Annotated in this window: 18 protein-coding genes; 14 read left to right on the top strand and 4 right to left on the bottom strand. The window is 70.2% G+C overall.

The window, feature by feature from the left end; genetic code table 11:
- Positions 1-65 precede the first annotated feature (65 nt).
- A complete protein-coding gene (locus tag TSH58p_RS06325; protein ID WP_247895518.1) occupies positions 66-2411 on the top strand; it encodes a PAS domain S-box protein in 2346 nt (781 codons plus the stop codon).
- 10 nt (positions 2412-2421) lie between these two features.
- Here the strand turns inward: TSH58p_RS06325 and pyk are convergent, their stop codons facing one another.
- Positions 2422-3864 carry a pyruvate kinase gene (gene pyk / locus TSH58p_RS06320; protein ID WP_109071712.1) on the bottom strand — a complete coding sequence of 481 codons (1443 nt, stop codon included), beginning with the start codon at positions 3862-3864 and terminating at the stop codon, positions 2422-2424.
- 334 nt (positions 3865-4198) lie between these two features.
- Here pyk and rpsM point away from each other — a divergent pair, with 334 nt between their 5' ends.
- From rpsM to TSH58p_RS06295, 5 genes are all read left to right on the top strand, one after another.
- Entirely contained in the window at positions 4199-4567 is a 369-nt protein-coding gene (rpsM, locus tag TSH58p_RS06315; protein ID WP_014240054.1) for a 30S ribosomal protein S13, read from the top strand.
- Positions 4568-4582: 15 nt separating this feature from the next.
- The gene (gene rpsK, locus TSH58p_RS06310; protein WP_012974490.1) at positions 4583-4981 is read left to right on the top strand and encodes a 30S ribosomal protein S11; all 399 of its coding nucleotides are present in this window, start codon (positions 4583-4585) and stop codon (positions 4979-4981) included.
- A 131-nt stretch (positions 4982-5112) separates the two neighbouring features.
- Entirely contained in the window at positions 5113-6132 is a 1020-nt protein-coding gene (locus TSH58p_RS06305; protein ID WP_109071711.1) for a DNA-directed RNA polymerase subunit alpha, read from the top strand.
- A gap of 222 nt (positions 6133-6354) precedes the next feature.
- Complete coding sequence (gene rplQ / locus TSH58p_RS06300; RefSeq protein WP_094304321.1) at positions 6355-6777, top strand: 50S ribosomal protein L17; 423 nt, start codon at positions 6355-6357, stop codon at positions 6775-6777.
- 161 nt (positions 6778-6938) lie between these two features.
- On the top strand, positions 6939-7517 hold the full coding sequence (locus TSH58p_RS06295; protein WP_109071710.1) for a YqaA family protein: 579 nt from the start codon (positions 6939-6941) through the stop codon (positions 7515-7517).
- A gap of 60 nt (positions 7518-7577) precedes the next feature.
- Here the strand turns inward: TSH58p_RS06295 and TSH58p_RS06290 are convergent, their stop codons facing one another.
- Positions 7578-7841, bottom strand: a complete 264-nt coding sequence (locus TSH58p_RS06290) for a hypothetical protein (protein ID WP_109071709.1) — start codon at positions 7839-7841, stop codon at positions 7578-7580.
- 124 nt (positions 7842-7965) lie between these two features.
- Here TSH58p_RS06290 and TSH58p_RS06285 point away from each other — a divergent pair, with 124 nt between their 5' ends.
- Together TSH58p_RS06285 and TSH58p_RS06280 are read left to right on the top strand one after the other, a co-directional pair.
- Complete coding sequence (locus TSH58p_RS06285) at positions 7966-8370, top strand: hypothetical protein (protein ID WP_109469179.1); 405 nt, start codon at positions 7966-7968, stop codon at positions 8368-8370.
- 28 nt (positions 8371-8398) lie between these two features.
- On the top strand, positions 8399-9748 hold the full coding sequence (locus TSH58p_RS06280) for a replication-associated recombination protein A (protein WP_109071707.1): 1350 nt from the start codon (positions 8399-8401) through the stop codon (positions 9746-9748).
- 7 nt (positions 9749-9755) lie between these two features.
- Here the strand turns inward: TSH58p_RS06280 and TSH58p_RS06275 are convergent, their stop codons facing one another.
- Entirely contained in the window at positions 9756-10034 is a 279-nt protein-coding gene (locus TSH58p_RS06275) for a hypothetical protein (protein WP_146205926.1), read from the bottom strand.
- A gap of 282 nt (positions 10035-10316) precedes the next feature.
- Here TSH58p_RS06275 and TSH58p_RS06270 point away from each other — a divergent pair, with 282 nt between their 5' ends.
- From TSH58p_RS06270 to TSH58p_RS06260, 3 genes are all read left to right on the top strand, one after another.
- Entirely contained in the window at positions 10317-11228 is a 912-nt protein-coding gene (locus TSH58p_RS06270; RefSeq protein WP_109071705.1) for a hypothetical protein, read from the top strand.
- 67 nt (positions 11229-11295) lie between these two features.
- Positions 11296-11697, top strand: a complete 402-nt coding sequence (crcB, locus tag TSH58p_RS06265) for a fluoride efflux transporter CrcB (protein ID WP_103040720.1) — start codon at positions 11296-11298, stop codon at positions 11695-11697.
- On the top strand, positions 11697-12716 hold the full coding sequence (locus TSH58p_RS06260; protein WP_109071704.1) for an RluA family pseudouridine synthase: 1020 nt from the start codon (positions 11697-11699) through the stop codon (positions 12714-12716). The genes crcB and TSH58p_RS06260 overlap by 1 nt, the downstream gene beginning before the upstream one ends.
- 7 nt (positions 12717-12723) lie before the next feature.
- On the opposite strand, the gene TSH58p_RS06255 is transcribed toward TSH58p_RS06260, so the two are convergent.
- Positions 12724-13413, bottom strand: a complete 690-nt coding sequence (locus TSH58p_RS06255; protein ID WP_109071703.1) for a GntR family transcriptional regulator — start codon at positions 13411-13413, stop codon at positions 12724-12726.
- A gap of 83 nt (positions 13414-13496) precedes the next feature.
- Between TSH58p_RS06255 and TSH58p_RS06250 the strand changes: the two genes are divergently transcribed.
- The 3 genes from TSH58p_RS06250 to TSH58p_RS06240 all read left to right on the top strand — a co-directional run bounded on the left by TSH58p_RS06250 (position 13497) and on the right by TSH58p_RS06240 (position 16217).
- Positions 13497-14744: a benzoate/H(+) symporter BenE family transporter gene (locus TSH58p_RS06250; protein WP_109469178.1), complete on the top strand. Its 1248-nt coding sequence runs from the start codon at positions 13497-13499 to the stop codon at positions 14742-14744.
- A 63-nt stretch (positions 14745-14807) separates the two neighbouring features.
- On the top strand, positions 14808-15497 hold the full coding sequence (locus tag TSH58p_RS06245) for an HAD-IA family hydrolase (protein WP_247874310.1): 690 nt from the start codon (positions 14808-14810) through the stop codon (positions 15495-15497).
- Positions 15498-15518: 21 nt separating this feature from the next.
- Positions 15519-16217 (top strand): ATP12 family chaperone protein, encoded by a 699-nt coding sequence (locus tag TSH58p_RS06240; RefSeq protein WP_109072745.1) that lies wholly within the window; start codon positions 15519-15521, stop codon positions 16215-16217.
- The last annotated feature ends 37 nt before the right edge of the window (positions 16218-16254 follow it).

Below are 16254 nucleotides of genomic sequence, written 5' to 3'. Positions count from 1 at the left end.
TCGGGACGCCCGACCCGTCCCGTCCGGCGGGCGCCGTCTTGGGGAATGAAGGGGAGTGTTCGCGGATGGCCGCTGCCGGCCTTGCCCGCTTCGATGCCGACGGGCGCCTGATCTGGGCCAATGCTGTGTTCCGGGCGTCGCTGGGCGGTTGTCCGGGGGACCACCTCGATTCCCTTCTGGCGGCGGTTCCGTTGCCTGAGGATGGTGCTGCGGCGGCGGACCGGCTGCGCGCCGGACAGCCGGTGGCTCTCGCGACTCCGTCCGGTGGCGGGCATCCGACGCTGATCCCCGCCGAGGGCGAGGGCGGCGAACTGGTGCTGACACTCACCGACGGGGGCGGCGCCTTGGCGGGTCCGCCGGACGAGACCGGCTTCATCGGCCTGGAGGATCTGCTGGGCGACCGGGCCGGCGAGGCGGAGCGGGCGATCATGCAGGCCATCGCCGTGCCCCTGGTGGTGACGCGGCTGTCCGACGGTCTGGTGATGGCGGTCAACCAGCCCGCCGGCCTGCTGTTCGGGGTGCCGCTCGACGAGGTGGTCGGACGCAGCTTCGCCAAGGCCTACTACACCGATCCGGCGGAGCGGGAGCGGCTGCTCGCCGCCCTGCGCGACGGGGCGGGCGGCGTCGACGGCTTCGAGACGCGGTTGTGCCGGCCCGACGGCAGCGACCTCTGGGCGATGGTCTCCGCCCGGCGGTTCCGGTTCCGGGGCGAGGACGCCATGCTCGCCTGCATCAGCGACATCTCCGCCCGCAAGCGCACCGAACAGGCCCTCGAAGCCCAGTGGGACCAGACCAGGGCCGTTCTGAACGGGCTGGGCCAAGGAGTGATGGCCTTCGACCGCGGGCTCCGCCTCGTCGCCTGGAACGGGCGGGCCGCGGAGCTTCTCGGGCTGGAGCCGGAGTTTCTCGGCTACCATACCCCCTACGGAGCCATCGCCCGGCGGGTCGGGGAGGGGTTGGCCTTCGGGTCGGGGAGCGTGGGTCCCGACGCCTCCTCCGACGCCTCCTCCGACCGTGGTGAGCCCGCGGCCCTGGGGGCGCCGCTTCCCACCCGGCCCGCGCCGGACGAGCGGTCATGGGAATGCACCCGCTCCGACGGGCAGGTGTTGGAATGCCTGATCCGGCCCCTGCCCGACGGCGGCTTCGTCGTCACCTACACCGACGTGACCGAGCGGCGGAACGCCGAGCGGGAGATCTTCGCCAGCCGCGAACTGTTCGAGCTGGCGATCCGGGCGGCGCGCGAGGGCATCTCGCAATGGGACCTGCGCACGGGGGAGCTGTGGCTGTCGCCCTACTGGTGGGGGATGCTCGGCTACGGCGAGGACGAGATGGTCAACACCGCCGTCCGCTGGACCGAACTGATCCTGCCCGAGGACCGCGAGCTGTCGGTGCGGATGGCCCGCGACCTGATCAACGGGGCGGTGAACGAGTGCCAGTTCATCCAGCGCTTCCGCCACAAGCGCGGGACGGTGGTCCATATGCTGACCCGCGCCATCCGCGTGCTGGGGCCGGACGGCGAGCTGTTCCGCCTCGTCGGCTCGCACACCGACGTGTCGGAGCGGGTCTATGCGGAGGAGCGCGCCCACGCCGCGCGGGAGGAGGCCGAGCGGGCCCTGCGCGATCTGAAGGAGGCGCAGGCCCATCTGATCCAGTCGGAGAAGATGGCGGCGCTGGGGTCGCTGGTCGCGGGGGTGGCGCACGAGATCAACACCCCCATCGGCATCGCCCTGACCGGGGCCTCGCTGATGGCGGAGCGCACCCGCCTCATCCGGCGTGATTTCGAGGCGGGAACGCTGCGCCGGCCCGATTTCGCCGACTTCCTCGACACGGCGGGGGAGGCGGCGCAGCTGATGCTGCTGAACATCGACCGCGCCGCCCAGCTCATCCAGAGCTTCAAGCAGATCGCCGTGGACCAGGCGAGCGAGGAGCGCCGCGTCTTCGATCTGCGCGACTACATCGACGAGGTCCTGCGCAGCCTGGGCGTCCGCATCAAGCGGGCAGCCCACGGCGTGGAGGTGGAATGCCCGGCGGATCTGCTGATCGACGGCTATCCGGGGGCGCTCAGCCAGGTTCTGACCAACCTCGTGATGAACTCGATCATCCACGGGTACCCGCCGGGGCAGCACGGGACGCTGCGCGTCGCCGTGCGTGCGGTGGGCGCCGACGAGGTGGAGCTGGTCTACGCCGATGACGGGCGCGGCATCCCGCCCGAATTGCACGGCAAGGTGTTCGAACCCTTCTTCACCACCAGCCGCGGCGCCGGGGGCAGCGGGTTGGGACTGAACATCGTCTACAACATCGCCACCCGCAGGCTGAAGGGCCGCATCGCGCTGGACAGCGCGCCGGGCCGCGGCACCGCCTTCACCCTGCGCTTCCCCCGCGTCGCACCGAAGGAGCGCCCCCCGGCCTGAGGGTTTCCCCCTACTGCGCGTCCACCCAGGCGATGCGCAGGGTGTTGGTGTTGCCGGGGGTGCCGAAGGGCACGCCGGCGGTGATGACCAGCCGCTGGCCCTCCACCGCCAGCCCATCTTCGAAGGCGCAGCGGGCCGCCTTCTGGACCATCTCGTTGAAGTCGGCCACGTCGGCGGAATGCACGCTGTGCACCCCGTAGGCGAGCTGGAGCCGCCGCGCCGTCTCCAGGCTGGAGGTCAGGCACATGATCGGCACCTCCGGCCGCTCGCGGGCGGCGCGCAGGGTGGTGGAGCCGCTGGTGGTGTAGGTGACGATGGCCGCCGCCTGGATGGTGTGGGCGACCTGCCGCGCCGCCGCGGTGACGGCGTCGGTGGAGGTCTGCTGCGGGTCGGGATGCTGGGCGTCGGTGATGGTGCGGTAGAGCGGGTCCTGCTCGACCCGGCGGGCGATGCGGTCCATCATCGACACCGCCTCGATGGGATAGGTGCCCGCCGCGGTCTCCGCCGACAGCATCACCGCGTCCGCCCCGTCATAGACCGCGGTCGCCACGTCCGACGCCTCGGCGCGGGTCGGGGCGGGGGCGCCGATCATCGACTCCAGCATCTGGGTGGCGACGATCACCGGCTTTCCGGCCTTGCGCGATTCGCGGATGATGCGCTTCTGGATGCTCGGCACATCCTCCGCCGGCATCTCCACGCCGAGGTCGCCGCGGGCGACCATGACGCCGTCCGACAGCTCGACGATCCGCTCCAGATGCTGGATGGCCTGCGGCTTCTCCATCTTCGACAGCAGGGCGGCCCGCCCGGCGACCAGCTTGCGGGCCTCCGCCACGTCCTCCGGCCGCTGCACGAAGGACAGGGCCACCCAGTCCACACCCTGGTCGAGCGCGAAGGCCAGATCCTCGTGATCCTTCGGGGTCAGCGGCGACAGCGGCAGGACGACGCCCGGCACGTTCACGCCCTTGCGGTCGGACAGGCGGCTGCCGGACAGCACGACGCAGTCGGCGTGGTCCGGGCTGCAACCGACGACGCGCAGGCGCACCTTGCCGTCGTCCACCAGCAACTCCGCCTCCGGTTCCAGCGCGGCGAAGATCTCCGGATGGGGCAGGCCGACGCGGGTCGCGTCGCCCGGCTCGGTGGAGAGGTCGAGCCGGATGCGGTGCCCCGGCCCGACGGTGACCGGACCATCGGCGAAGGTGCCGAGCCGCAGCTTCGGCCCCTGCAGGTCGGCCATCACCGCGATGGGGTGGTCGAGTTCCGCCTCCAGCGCGCGCAGCGTGGCGAGGCGCTGCCCATGGTCCTCGTGCGTGCCGTGGCTGAAGTTCAGGCGGAAGACGTCCACGCCCGCCTCGAACAGCGCGCGGATCTTCTCCGGCGTGGCGGTGGCCGGCCCCAGCGTGGCGACGATCTTGGTCAGGCGGAAGCGCCGGAAGGGGATGACTTTGCGGGTCATGGGTCTGCCTTCTGATATGTGCCGTTCGGATTGTTCCGTTCGGGGCGGGCCGTTCATCTCAAGTTCTGCCGTCCGGCTTGTCAACCGCGGGCATGCTCCCCACAATGGGCTGGCACCGGGAAAAGCACGGTAACGCCGCAGAACGGCCTTGACAGATTTCCGGCTTTTTCTATAGTCGCACCCTCCCGCGGCCCAACCGGCCCGGCGGGAGACATTGTGCGTCCCGTATCCGTGTTTTGCCTTCCGGCCTTCGGGCCTGGGCGTCCGGATCGGGGATCAATCGGTGTGTAGGCGGCCCATGAGGGCTGCCGTTGAGATATCGAGGAGAGCAGGCGTGGCGCGTATCGCTGGCGTCAACATCCCCGCGCAGAAGCGCGTGGAGATCGCGTTGACCTACATTCATGGCATCGGCCCCTTCAAGGCCAAGGAAATCTGCACGAAGCTGGAGATCCCGGCGGAGCGCCGTGTGAACCAGCTCACGGACGACGAGATCCTCAAGATCCGCGAGACCATCGACGCCGACTACCGCGTCGAGGGCGACCTGCGCCGTTCGGTCGCCATGAACATCAAGCGTCTGATGGACATGGCCTGCTACCGTGGCCTGCGTCACCGCAAGGGCCTGCCGGTCCGCGGCCAGCGCACCCACACGAACGCCCGCACCCGCAAGGGTCCGGCCAAGCCGATCGCCGGCAAGAAGAAGTAAGAGGACGCACGGACCATGGCCAAGCCCTCAGCCGCTTCGCAGCGTCTTCGTCGTCGCGAGCGTAAGAACATCACCGCCGGCGTCGCTCACGTGAACGCCTCCTTCAACAACACGATGATCACCATCACCGACGCGCAGGGCAACACCATCGCCTGGTCGTCGTCGGGCACGATGGGCTTCAAGGGTTCGCGCAAGTCGACCCCCTACGCCGCCCAGGTCGCCGCCGAGGACGCGGGCCGCAAGGCCCAGGAACACGGCATGAAGACCCTCGAGGTCGAGGTGAAGGGCCCGGGTTCGGGGCGTGAGTCGGCGCTGCGCGCTCTGCAGTCGATCGGCTTCCAGATCACCTCGATCCGCGACGTCACGCCGATTCCGCACAACGGCGTCCGTCCGCCGAAGAAGCGTCGCGTCTAAGAAGCATCGCTACTCCGCACCCGCGGGGATCCGCCGTTCCGGGACAGGCGCCGCAGCCATCGCGGCGCCATCGGATGGGAACGGCTGGTCCCCGCGGACGTGTGTCCACCCCGATGGCATGAGGTAATACCGTGGCTCTTCAGAAGAACTGGCAGGAACTGATCAAGCCGAACAAGCTGGACATCCAGCCCGGTGACGACGCCGACCGCGTGGCGACCGTCGTGGCCGAGCCGCTGGAGCGTGGCTTCGGTCTGACGCTCGGCAACGCGCTGCGCCGCGTGCTGCTCTCCTCGCTGCAGGGTGCGGCCGTGACGGCGATCCACATCGACGGCGTGCTGCACGAGTTCTCCTCGATCCCCGGCGTGCGCGAGGATGTGACCGACATCGTCCTCAACATCAAGTCGATGGGTCTGCGCATGGGCGGTGACGGCCCGAAGCGCATGCGCCTGCGCGCCGAAGGCCCCGGCGAGGTGAAGGCCGGCATGATCGAGACCGGCGCGGACATCCAGGTGATGGACCCGGACCTCGTGATCTGCACGCTGGATTCCGGCGCCCGTCTGAACATGGAACTGACGGTCGAGACCGGCAAGGGCTACGTCCCGGCCAGCCAGAACCGTCCGGAGGACGCCCCGATCGGCCTGATCCCGGTCGACGCGCTGTTCTCGCCGGTCCGCAAGATCTCCTACAAGGTCGACAACGCCCGCGTCGGGCAGGTCACCGACTATGACCGCCTGTCGATGGTCGTCGAGACCAACGGCGCCGTGAAGCCGGACGACGCGGTGGCGCTCGCCGCCCGCATCCTCCAGGACCAACTGCAGCTGTTCATCAACTTCGAGGAGCCGACCCACGCGGTCGCCGAGGAGAAGCACGAGGAGGTTCCGTTCAACAAGAACCTGCTCCGCAAGGTGGACGAGCTGGAACTGTCGGTCCGTTCGGCCAACTGCCTCAAGAACGACAACATCGTCTACATCGGCGATCTGGTGCAGAAGACGGAGGCGGAGATGCTCCGCACCCCGAACTTCGGCCGCAAGTCGCTGAACGAGATCAAGGAAGTGCTGGCCCAGATGGGTCTGCACCTCGGTATGGAAATCCCGAACTGGCCGCCCGAGAACATCGAAGAGCTGGCCAAGCGTCTGGAAGAGCCGTACTAAGTCTCGCGCGTACAAAAGTTTTTGCCCCTTCCCTGACCCTCCCCCGCCTTCGGCGAGGGAGGGGACAAGCTCCCTCTCCCGCGAGAGCGGGGGAGGGCCGGGGTGGGGGCCTGAGTTCCCAGGGCAATAACCGGCCCGCCCCGCGCCGTACCAGCCGAAAACTGGGCGGTCGGGTTCACCACCGGCTCCCCGAGGGGGGCCACGCCATGAAGGAGGACCGTCATGCGTCACGGCGTTTCCGGACGTAAGTTCAGCAAGACCACCAGCCACCGCAAGGCCATGTTCTCGAACATGGCGAACGCCCTGATCAAGCACGAGCAGATCAAGACGACCCTGCCGAAGGCCAAGGATCTGCGCCCGATCGTCGAGCGCCTGATCACGCTCGGCAAGAAGGGTGGCCTCGCCAACCGCCGTCTCGCCTTCGCGCAGCTGCGCGACGACGCGATGGTGACCAAGCTGTTCACCGTTCTGGCCGACCGCTACAAGGACCGCCAGGGTGGCTACAGCCGCGTCCTGAAGGCCGGCTTCCGCTACGGCGACGCCGCCGCCATGGGCGTGATCGAGCTGGTCGACCGCGACGTCGCCGCCAAGGGCCAGGATTCGGGCCCGGTGGAGATCAAGGACGAGGTCGAGGCCGAGGGCTGAGCCTTCGGTTGAGCTTTCGTGAAATCTTATCGCCGCCGTTGCCCGTCGGGTTGCGGACGACGATATAGGTGACCGACCGGCCCTCCCTTCGGGTTCACCCCCGGAGGGAGGGTTTCCGGTTTTCGGGTTCCGTCACTTCGGGAGGGCGCCGCGCGCGCGGTATGCTGAAACCTCTCTACAACCGGATTCTCAAGCTCTCCGCCCGCAAGGACGCCGTCTGGTGGATGTCCGCCGTCTCCTTCGCGGAAAGCTCCTTCTTCCCTCTGCCGCCCGACATCATGCTGGTTCCGATGTGTCTGGCGGAGCCCAAGAAGCTCTGGCGCTACACCAACATCTGCGCACTGGCCTCGCTGATCGGCGGGATGTTCGGCTACGCGGTCGGGTTCTACCTGTTCGAGAGCATCGGACGGCTGATCATCGACCTCTACAACGCGCAGGAGTCGTTCCAGCGCTTCCAGGACATGTTCGCCGAATTCGGCCCCTGGTTCCTGATTCTCAAGGGCATCACGCCCATACCCTACAAATTGCTGACGATCACCGCGGGATTCGCGCACCTCGACCTGACGGTGTTCATCCTGTGCTCGATCGTTGCACGATTCTCGCGATTCTACATGATCGCGATCCTGCTGCATTTCTACGGGCCGCAGGTGCGCGACATCATCGAGAAGCGGCTGATGCTGGTGACGACCGTGCTTCTGGTCATCATCATCGGCGGATTGCTCAGCTTCAAATTCGTGTGAGCGGCGCGGGGCATGCCCCGCGCGTCACCCTCTTCTCCGGCCAAATCAATCCGGCAAAACTCAATCGGGCATGCCGCGGTCCTGGCGGTTGCGTTCCGACGGGGGCAGGGCGTTGCGCTCGCGGCGGTCGCGCATGACCATCACGCCGATGGCCAGCGCCATGCCGATGCCGGCCAGCAGGGGCAGCACGACCTCGCCGGCGCTGACGGTGGGCATGGCGAGCATGCGCACGACGAGCAGCAGCAGGCCGCCGATCAGCAGCGCCACGAAGATGGTGGTCGATGTCCGGCGGCGCGGAGACGGGCCGGGATTGTTGGGACTCATTTGAGGCATTCCCTTATCGCTTGCGTTCCCGGCATAGTGGGCGCCGAGCCCGCGGCATGGTCCATGCGGGGGACCATCCGCCAACGTCCGGGGTCACGCAAGAACAATGGGAGTCAAAGCCGAGATGTTCCGTCCGAAACTCATTCTGGGGCCGGTGCTGGCCCTCGCTCTGGTTGCGCTCGCCGCCTGCGCGGACGCGCCGGGGCGTTCATCCGGCGCCGCCGTGGGCGGTGCTCCGGCGGCCTCCACCACGACCTCCACGGGAGCCCCGTCCACGCCGCGTCCGACCCAGGGGCCGGCCCGCGGGGTCGAGGACCCGTCGCTCCGCCTGGACGGCGGTGTCGGCAGCGACGATTCCTGCCGCGCCCAGTGCGAGCGCAGCAACAACTCCTGCATGGACTCGGTGGCCGCGCGCGCGCAGAGCGGGCTCGACCGTCCGGACCGCGGCGGCATCTTCTCGCCGACCGACAATTGCCAGCATTCGCTGCGCATGTGCTACCAGCGCTGCGGCGCGCCCACCAACCAGTGACCGTTTCCGCAAGGTTCATGGCTGACCGATGAGCAAGCGCGGCGACTCCGGCGCCACCGGCGGCCTGTTCGAGGCGGGCGCCCCCCGTCCGCTGGCCGACCGGCTGCGCCCGCGCAGCCTGGGCGAGGTCGTCGGGCAGGAGCATCTGCTGAAGCCCGACGGGCCGCTGGGCCGCATGGTCGCCGCGCGCCGGCTGGCCTCCATGATCCTGTGGGGGCCGCCCGGCTGCGGCAAGACGACCATCGCGCGGCTGCTGGCCCTGTCCACCGACCTGCATTTCGAACCGCTGTCGGCGGTCTTCTCCGGCGTGGCCGACCTGCGCAAGGTGTTCGACGCCGCCCGGGCGCGGCGCGCGGCCGGGCAGGGCACGCTGCTGTTCATCGACGAGATCCACCGCTTCAACCGCTCCCAGCAGGACGGCTTCCTGCCCTATGTCGAGGACGGCACCGTCACGCTGGTCGGCGCCACGACCGAGAATCCGTCCTTCGAGCTGAACGCGGCGCTGCTGTCGCGCGCCCAGGTCTTCGTGCTGAACCGGCTCGACGACGCGGCGCTGGAAAAGCTGCTGTCGCGGGCGGAGGCGGAGATGGGCCGCCCGCTGCCGCTGACGCCGGACGCCCGGTCCGCTCTGAAGGCGATGGCCGACGGCGACGGGCGCTTCTGCCTGAACCTCTGCGAGGAGCTGTTCGCCCTGCCGGTGCCGGAGGACGGCGCGCTGCTCGACAACAACGCGCTCGCCACCGCCATCCAGCGCCGCGCCCCGCTCTACGACAAGGCGCAGGAGGGGCACTACAACCTCATCAGCGCGCTGCACAAGTCGTTGCGCGGCTCGGACACCGACGCGGCGCTCTACTGGTACGCCCGCATGCTGGAGGGCGGGGAGGACCCGCGCTACATCGCCCGCCGGCTGACCCGCTTCGCCGTGGAGGACATCGGCATGGCCGATCCCAACGCGCTGGCCCAGGCGACCGCCGCCTGGGAGGCCTACGAACGGTTGGGCAGCCCGGAGGGCGAACTCGCCATCGCCCAATTGGTCATCTATCTGGGGACGGCGCCGAAGTCGAACGCCGGCTACACCGCCTACAAGAGCGCGGTGCGCGCCGCCAAGGAAACCGGCAGCCTGATGCCGCCCAAGCACATCCTGAACGCCCCGACCAAGCTGATGAAACAGATCGGCTACGGCAAGGGCTACGCCTACGACCATGACACGGCGGACGGCTTCTCCGGCCAGAACTACTTTCCGGAGGGCATGGCGCGGCGGGCCTTCTATCAGCCGGTGGAGCGCGGATTCGAGCGCGAGATCAAGAAGCGCCAGGACTACTGGGCGCGCCTGCGCGAGCGCAAGGCCGCGGGTGGCGCCGCGGACGAGGACGAATAGGCGCGTTTCACGGCTTCGGGTAGGCGACCCCCAAAATCCACACCGGAGCCTCCGGCGGCCCGGCCTGCTCGAACACGTAGGTCACGGTGGCGCTGGTGAAGGGGGTGGCATCGGTGCAGCGGCCCAGGTCGTCCGTGTCCCCGCACCACAGCGCGGGGACCTGCACGCTCAGCGTCTTGCCGAACTGGGTTCCGCCAAGCTCCTCGCCGCACAGCAGCTCGCCCGGATAGCCGGTCACCGCGCTCCAGGCGGCATGCCAGGACCAGAGGTCGGCGAACAGGGGCAAGCCGACCTCCTGCGCGGCGTTCGGCGGCGGCAACGCGCCGAAGACGTGCCGGGTGAGGCGTCCGCCATTGGCTCTGTTGACGGCGGGATCGGCGGAGCGTTGAACGCTGGGGATGTCCAGGCATGGTTCACTCCTGGCCGGGACGGAGGTGACAACCATGAGCGCGGCGAAGAGACCAGTGATTGAGCGAATGGGCATTGGGACCGTCCGGCTGCAATTCCTGCGTGTCAGACCATCGACGCATGGTGTCGGGGTTCGTGAAATGAGAGGAGCAGTGCGGGGATGACGGCGGGTGACGCGGTTCCGGCTTTCTCACGCTTCGTCGCCATCGACTGGTCGGGCGCCGCGGGCAAGCGTTACGCCGGCGTCGCGGTGGCCGAATGCGGCGCGGAGGGACCGCCCCGGATCGTCGCGCCCGCCGACCGGCTGTGGTCGCGCTCCGCCGTCCACGACTGGCTGCTGGACGGGTTGGAGCGCGGACCGGCGCTGGTCGGGATCGACTGCGCCTTCTCGCTGCCCTTCGCGGTGGCCGGGCGTTACTTCCCCGACCCCGACGCCGCGACGGCCTTCGACCTGTGGGACCGGGTGGAGGCGGTGGCCGGGGCGGAGCCGGACTTCGCCGGGGGCGGCTTCGCGGCACACCCCGACTATGGCGCCGATTTCTGGCGCGCCGGGACGCAGCCGGACTGGTACCGCGACCCGCACCGGCTGACCGAGCGGGTGTGCCGCGCCGACGGCTACGGCAGCCCGCAGAGCCCCTACAAGCTGATCGGCGCCAAGCAGGTGGGGAAGGGCGGGCTGGCCGGGATGCGGATGCTGCGCGCGCTGAAGCAAGCGGCGCCGGACCGGGTGGCCGTCTGGCCCTTCGACGCGCCGGGGCCGGGGCGCACCGTCGTCTGCGAGATCTACCCGCGCCTGTTCCTGATCCGCGCCGGCTTCGGCCTGCGCAAGATCCGGGACGGGGCGGCGGTCGATGCCGCCCTCGCCGCCCTCGGCGCGCCGCCCGCCGGCTTGTCGGGGACGCTGACCGACCACGACGCGGACGCGCTGGTCTCGGCGGCGGGTCTGCGCTGGCTGGCCGGGCGGGAGGCGGTGTGGAGTCCACCGGCCATGGACGCGCGGGCGCGGCGGCAGGAGGGCTGGATTTTCGGCGTGGGCGACCGGAGCGCGGCGTTTCCTGCGCCCGGCGCGTGACAAGCCGCCGCAATTCTGGCTCTAATCCGCGCGGGATGCCCGTCGTCCCGTCCGTTCCGGAGGTTCCGTGATCGCATCACCGTCCACGCTCGCCGCGGTCGCCGTCGGTGGAGCCGTCGGTTCCATGGCGCGCTATCTGCTGATGACGGCGGTCGGCCACTGGCTGGGCACGCAGTTTCCCTATGGGACGCTGATCGTGAACGCCGTCGGCTGCTTCACCATGGGCGTGCTGGCGGAGCTGGCCGCGCTGGTGTGGTCGCCCTCGCCGGAGCTGCGCGCGCTGCTGATGGTCGGGGTGCTGGGGGGATTCACGACCTTCTCCTCCTTCACGCTCGACGTCGGGCTGCTGGTGGAGCGGAACGCCCTGCCGGCGGCGGCGGGTTACATCCTGGCCTCGATGGTGCTGACCATCGCGGGTTTCTTTGCCGGCCTCGCGGTCGTGCGTTCTCTTGTTTCGGTGCCCGTTTGATGAGTGAGAACAAAGCCCCCAGCGTGGAAACCCGGACCGTGACGTCCGACGAGGCCGACGTCCGCCTCGACCGCTGGTTCAAGCGCCATTTCCCCGACGTGGGGCACGGCTATCTGCAGAAGCTGCTGCGCACCGGCCAGATCCGCGTGGACGGCAAGCGGGCGGAGACCTCGACGCGGCTCGCCGCCGGCCAGTCCATCCGCATCCCGCCGCTGGCCGACTGGGCAAAGCCGGACGGCGCCGCCCCGGCCCCCGCGCCGAAGAAGCCGGCCATGTCGGACAAGGAGGTCGCCGCGCTCCAGGCGCTGGTCCTCTTCAAGGACGGCGACGTCATCGCGCTGAACAAGCCGGCGGGACTGGCCGTGCAGGGCGGCACCAACACCACCAAGCATCTCGACGCCATGCTGGACGCCCTGCGCTTCGACGCGAAGGAGCGGCCCAAGCTGGTGCACCGGCTGGACAAGGACACTTCGGGCGTCCTGCTGCTGGCGCGCAACACCTTCGCGGCGTCCAAGCTGACCGAGCAGTTCCGCGGCCGCGACGTGCGCAAGATCTACTGGGCCGCCACGGTCGGCGTTCCGAAGCCCTACCAGGGCAAGATCGACCTCGCGCTGGCCAAGGAAGGCGGGCCGCAGGGCGAGCGGGTGGCCGGCGACGAGGACGACGGCAAGCGCGCCGTCACCTACTACACGGTGCTGGAGAATCTGGGCAAGCAGGCGGCCTTCGTCGCCATGTGGCCGCGCACCGGCCGCACCCACCAGCTCCGCGTCCATATGAACGCCATCGGCACGCCGATCCTGGGCGACGGCAAGTACGCCGGGCAGGGGGCCTATCTTCCGGGCGCCGAGGTCCAGAAGAAGCTCCACCTCCACGCCCGCCGCCTGATCCTGCCGCACCCGCGCGGCGGCAGCCGGATGATCGACGTGACGGCGCCGCTGCCCGACCACATGCTGACGACCTGGAAGTATCTGGGCTTCAGCGCCAGCCTGAAGGGCGATCCGTTCGAGGGCGTCGAGTAGAAGCGGGTTACCCCGCTTCGCGCCCCTCCAGAAACGCCGTGAGCTGCTCCGCCGCCTGCCCGACATGCTCGGTGACCAGCCGGCAGGCCGTGTCCGCGTCCCCCGCCCGGCAGGCGGCCAGCAGCGCGCGGTGCTCGTCCTGCGACCGCGGCCGATAGCCCAGCGCCGCGAACTGGAATCGCAGATAACGGTCGGCGGCCAAGAGATGCTGCTCCGTCAGGGCCAGCAGCCGGGGGCGTCCGGCCCGCGCGTAGAGCGTCATGTGGAAGCGCCGGTTCAGCTCTCCCATGCGGCCCGGATCGGCCTCCCCATCCATCTCGGCGATCAGCTCCTCCGCCTGATCGAGGTCCGCCGCCGTCAGGCCGGGCAGCGACAGGCGCAGCGCCATCGGCTCCAGCGCCATGCGGATCGCCCCGATGTCGGCGCCGTCCGCCGCCGAGATTTCCGCGACGACCGCGCCGCGGTGCGGGTGGAACTCGGCCAGCGCCCGCGCCTCCAGCTGGCGCAGCGCCTCGCGCACCGGCATGCGGCTGACTCCGAAGGTCTCCGCCAGTTCCTCCTGCCGCAACGGCGTGCCGGGCGCGATGACCCCGGTCAGGATCGCTTCGCGCAGCGTCGCCTCCACGAACTCCGTGGTGGTGCGATGGCGCGGCCGTGCCCGCGCCACGAGGCGCGACAGCCCGTCGTTGACCGCCATGCGTGATCTCCCCTTGTCAGGATATTGGATCCAATCTATCACCCTTCTCATCGTCCTGCATCCCTGACGGAGGGTTCCGCGCCATGTCCTCTTCCGACACCGTCCCGGCGACGGGCCTTTCCACGGGGCTCTCCCTGCGCGCGGTCGGCGCCGGCCTGCTGGCGGCCCTGGTCGGCTACGCCAGTTCGGTGGCGGTGGTCATCCATGGCCTGACCGCCGTGGGCGCCAGCACGGAGCAGGTGGTGTCGGGCCTCGTCCTGGTCGGTCTCGCCATGGGGCTGACGGCGATGGGGTTGAGCCTGCACCGGCGCAAGCCGATCAGCATCGCCTGGACGACGCCGGGCATGGCCCTGCTCGCCGCCACCGGGGCGGTGGAGGGCGGGTTCGCCGCCGCGGTGGGCGCCTTCGTGGTGACCGGGGTGCTGATCGTCCTGGCCGGGCTGTGGTCGCCGCTGGGCCGCTGGATCGCCACGATCCCGAAGCCGCTGGCCAACGGCATGCTGGCGGGCATCCTGCTGAAGCTGTGCCTCGCCCCCTTCCTGGCGGTGTCGCAGGCGCCGGGGATGGCGCTCCTGGTGCTGGCCACCTGGGCGGTGGTGGGGCGGGTGGCGCGGCTCTACGCCGTGCCCGCCGCGGTGGCGGTGGCGCTGGGGGCGATGGCGCTGGACTCTTCCGGTGGTTTGGCCGGCGGTTTGGCCGGCGGTTTGTCCGGCGGCGCGGCGCTGTCCGGCGCGCTGTGGCCGGGCGTGACCTTCGTCCAGCCGGTCTTCACCTGGGAGGCGATGGTCGGCATCGCGCTGCCGCTGTTCGTCGTCACCATGGCGTCGCAGAACATCCCCGGCCTTGCCGTGCTGGCGACCTACAACTACACGCCGCCGACCCGCCCGATCTTCCTGGCGACGGGGGCGGCTTCCGCCCTGACGGCGCTGGGCGGCGCGCCGACCGTCAACCTCGCGGCGATCACCGCGGCGCTCTGCGCCAGCCCGGACGCCGACCCGAACCCGGCGCGGCGCTGGCAGGCCGCCTTCGTCAGCGGCATCGGCTACATCCTGTTCGCCGGGCTGGCCGGAGTAACGGCGGTGATGGTCACCCGCTCCCCGCCGATCCTGATCGAGGCGGTGGCCGGGCTGGCCCTGGTCGGGGCCTTCGGGTCCGCCCTGATGGGCGCCGTGCAGGTGGAGGCGAACCGAACCGCCGCCCTGGTCACGATGCTGGTGACCGCCTCCGGCCTGTCCTTCGCCGGGGTGGGCTCGGCCTTCTGGGGGCTGCTGCTGGGCGGGGCGGTGCATCTGCTCCACTGGCGCCCGGAGCCGAGGCAATCCGCAAAGTGAGTTGCGCTTTGGCAGCGCGGCCCGCATAAGACCGGTACGACCCGCGTCCCGGAGGCGATGCCCGTGAGCAGCTCAGAGAATGCCCGTCCGCTGCGGCTGGCCCTGTTCGATTGCGACGGCACGCTGGTGGACAGCCAGTTCGCCATCATCGACGCCATGACCACCGCCTGGGCCGCCCACGGTCTGGGCGAGCCGGACCCGCTGGAGGTGCGCCGCATGGTCGGCCTGCCGCTGGTGCAGGCGGTGTCGCAACTGCTGCCGGACCTGGACACCGAGCGCCATGTGGCCGTCGCGGAAAGCTACAAGGACGCCTTCGCCGCGCTGCGCCACCGCGGCGACCTGCACGAGCCGCTGTTCCCCGGTCTGCGCGACACGCTGGACGCGCTGGAGGCGGAAGGCGTGCTGCTGGGCGTGGCGACCGGCAAGTCGCGGCGCGGACTGGACGCCGTGCTGGCCCACCACGGGCTGACGGAGCGTTTCGTCACGCTCCAGACCAGCGACATCGGCCCCGGCAAGCCGCACCCCGACATGGTCTACCGCGCCCTGGCCGAAACCGGCGTGGAGGCGGCGCGGACGGTTGTGATCGGCGACACCACCTACGACATCCAAATGGCCCGCAACGCGCGGGTCGCGTCGGTCGGCGTCTCCTGGGGCTATCACGCGGTGGCCGAGCTGGAGGCCGCCGGGGCCGACCGCATCGTCCATCGCGGGCGGGCGGTGGCCGGCGCCGTGCTGGACCTGTTGCACCGATAAGAGAGCATTCGAAGGACCCTGATGAAGCGCTTCTACAAGACCGCCTCCGTCGACGAGGCCGCCGGCGGCGGCTTCGAGGTGCGCCTGGACAACCGCCCGATCCGCAGCCCGGCCAAGGCGCCGCTGGTCTTCGCGAGCTGGCCGCTGGCCCAGGCCGTCGCCGCCGAATGGGACGCGCAGCCCGAGGACATCGCCCCGGACAGCATGCCGCTGATGCAGCTCGCCAGCACGGCGGTGGACCTGATCGGCAAGGGCCGCGCCGCCATCGTGGACGGCGTGGCCGCCTATGCGGAGACGGACCTGCTCTGCTACCGCGCGGAGCATCCCAGGACGCTGGTGGAGCGGCAGGCGCAGCGGTGGCAGCCGCTGCTCGACTGGGCGACGCTGCGCTACGACGCGCCGCTGCACGTCAACGCCGGGCTGATGCCCAAGCCGCAGCCGCCCGAGGCGCTGCGCGCCCTGCGCAACGCGGTGGAAGCCTACGACGATTGGACGCTGTCGGCGCTCCAGACCGCCACCGGCTCCTGCGGCTCGCTGATCGTCGCGCTGGCGCTGGTCGAGGGCCGCATCGACGCCGAGGAGGCGTTCGAGGTGTCGCAGCTCGACGAGACCTTCCAGATCGAGGCCTGGGGCGAGGACCCGGAGGCAACCAAGCGCCGCGCCGCCCTGCGCGTCGACATCGCCGCCTGCCGCCGCTTCGTCGATCTGCTGCGGGCCTGATCATCGATCGGGTGAGGACGGAATAAAGCGCCGCGGC

The organism is Azospirillum sp. TSH58, from assembly GCF_003119115.1.
Classification (GTDB): Bacteria; Pseudomonadota; Alphaproteobacteria; order Azospirillales; family Azospirillaceae; genus Azospirillum.
The sequence above is the reverse complement of the archived record's forward strand: the minus strand, read 5'-3'. Positions and strand labels throughout refer to the sequence as shown.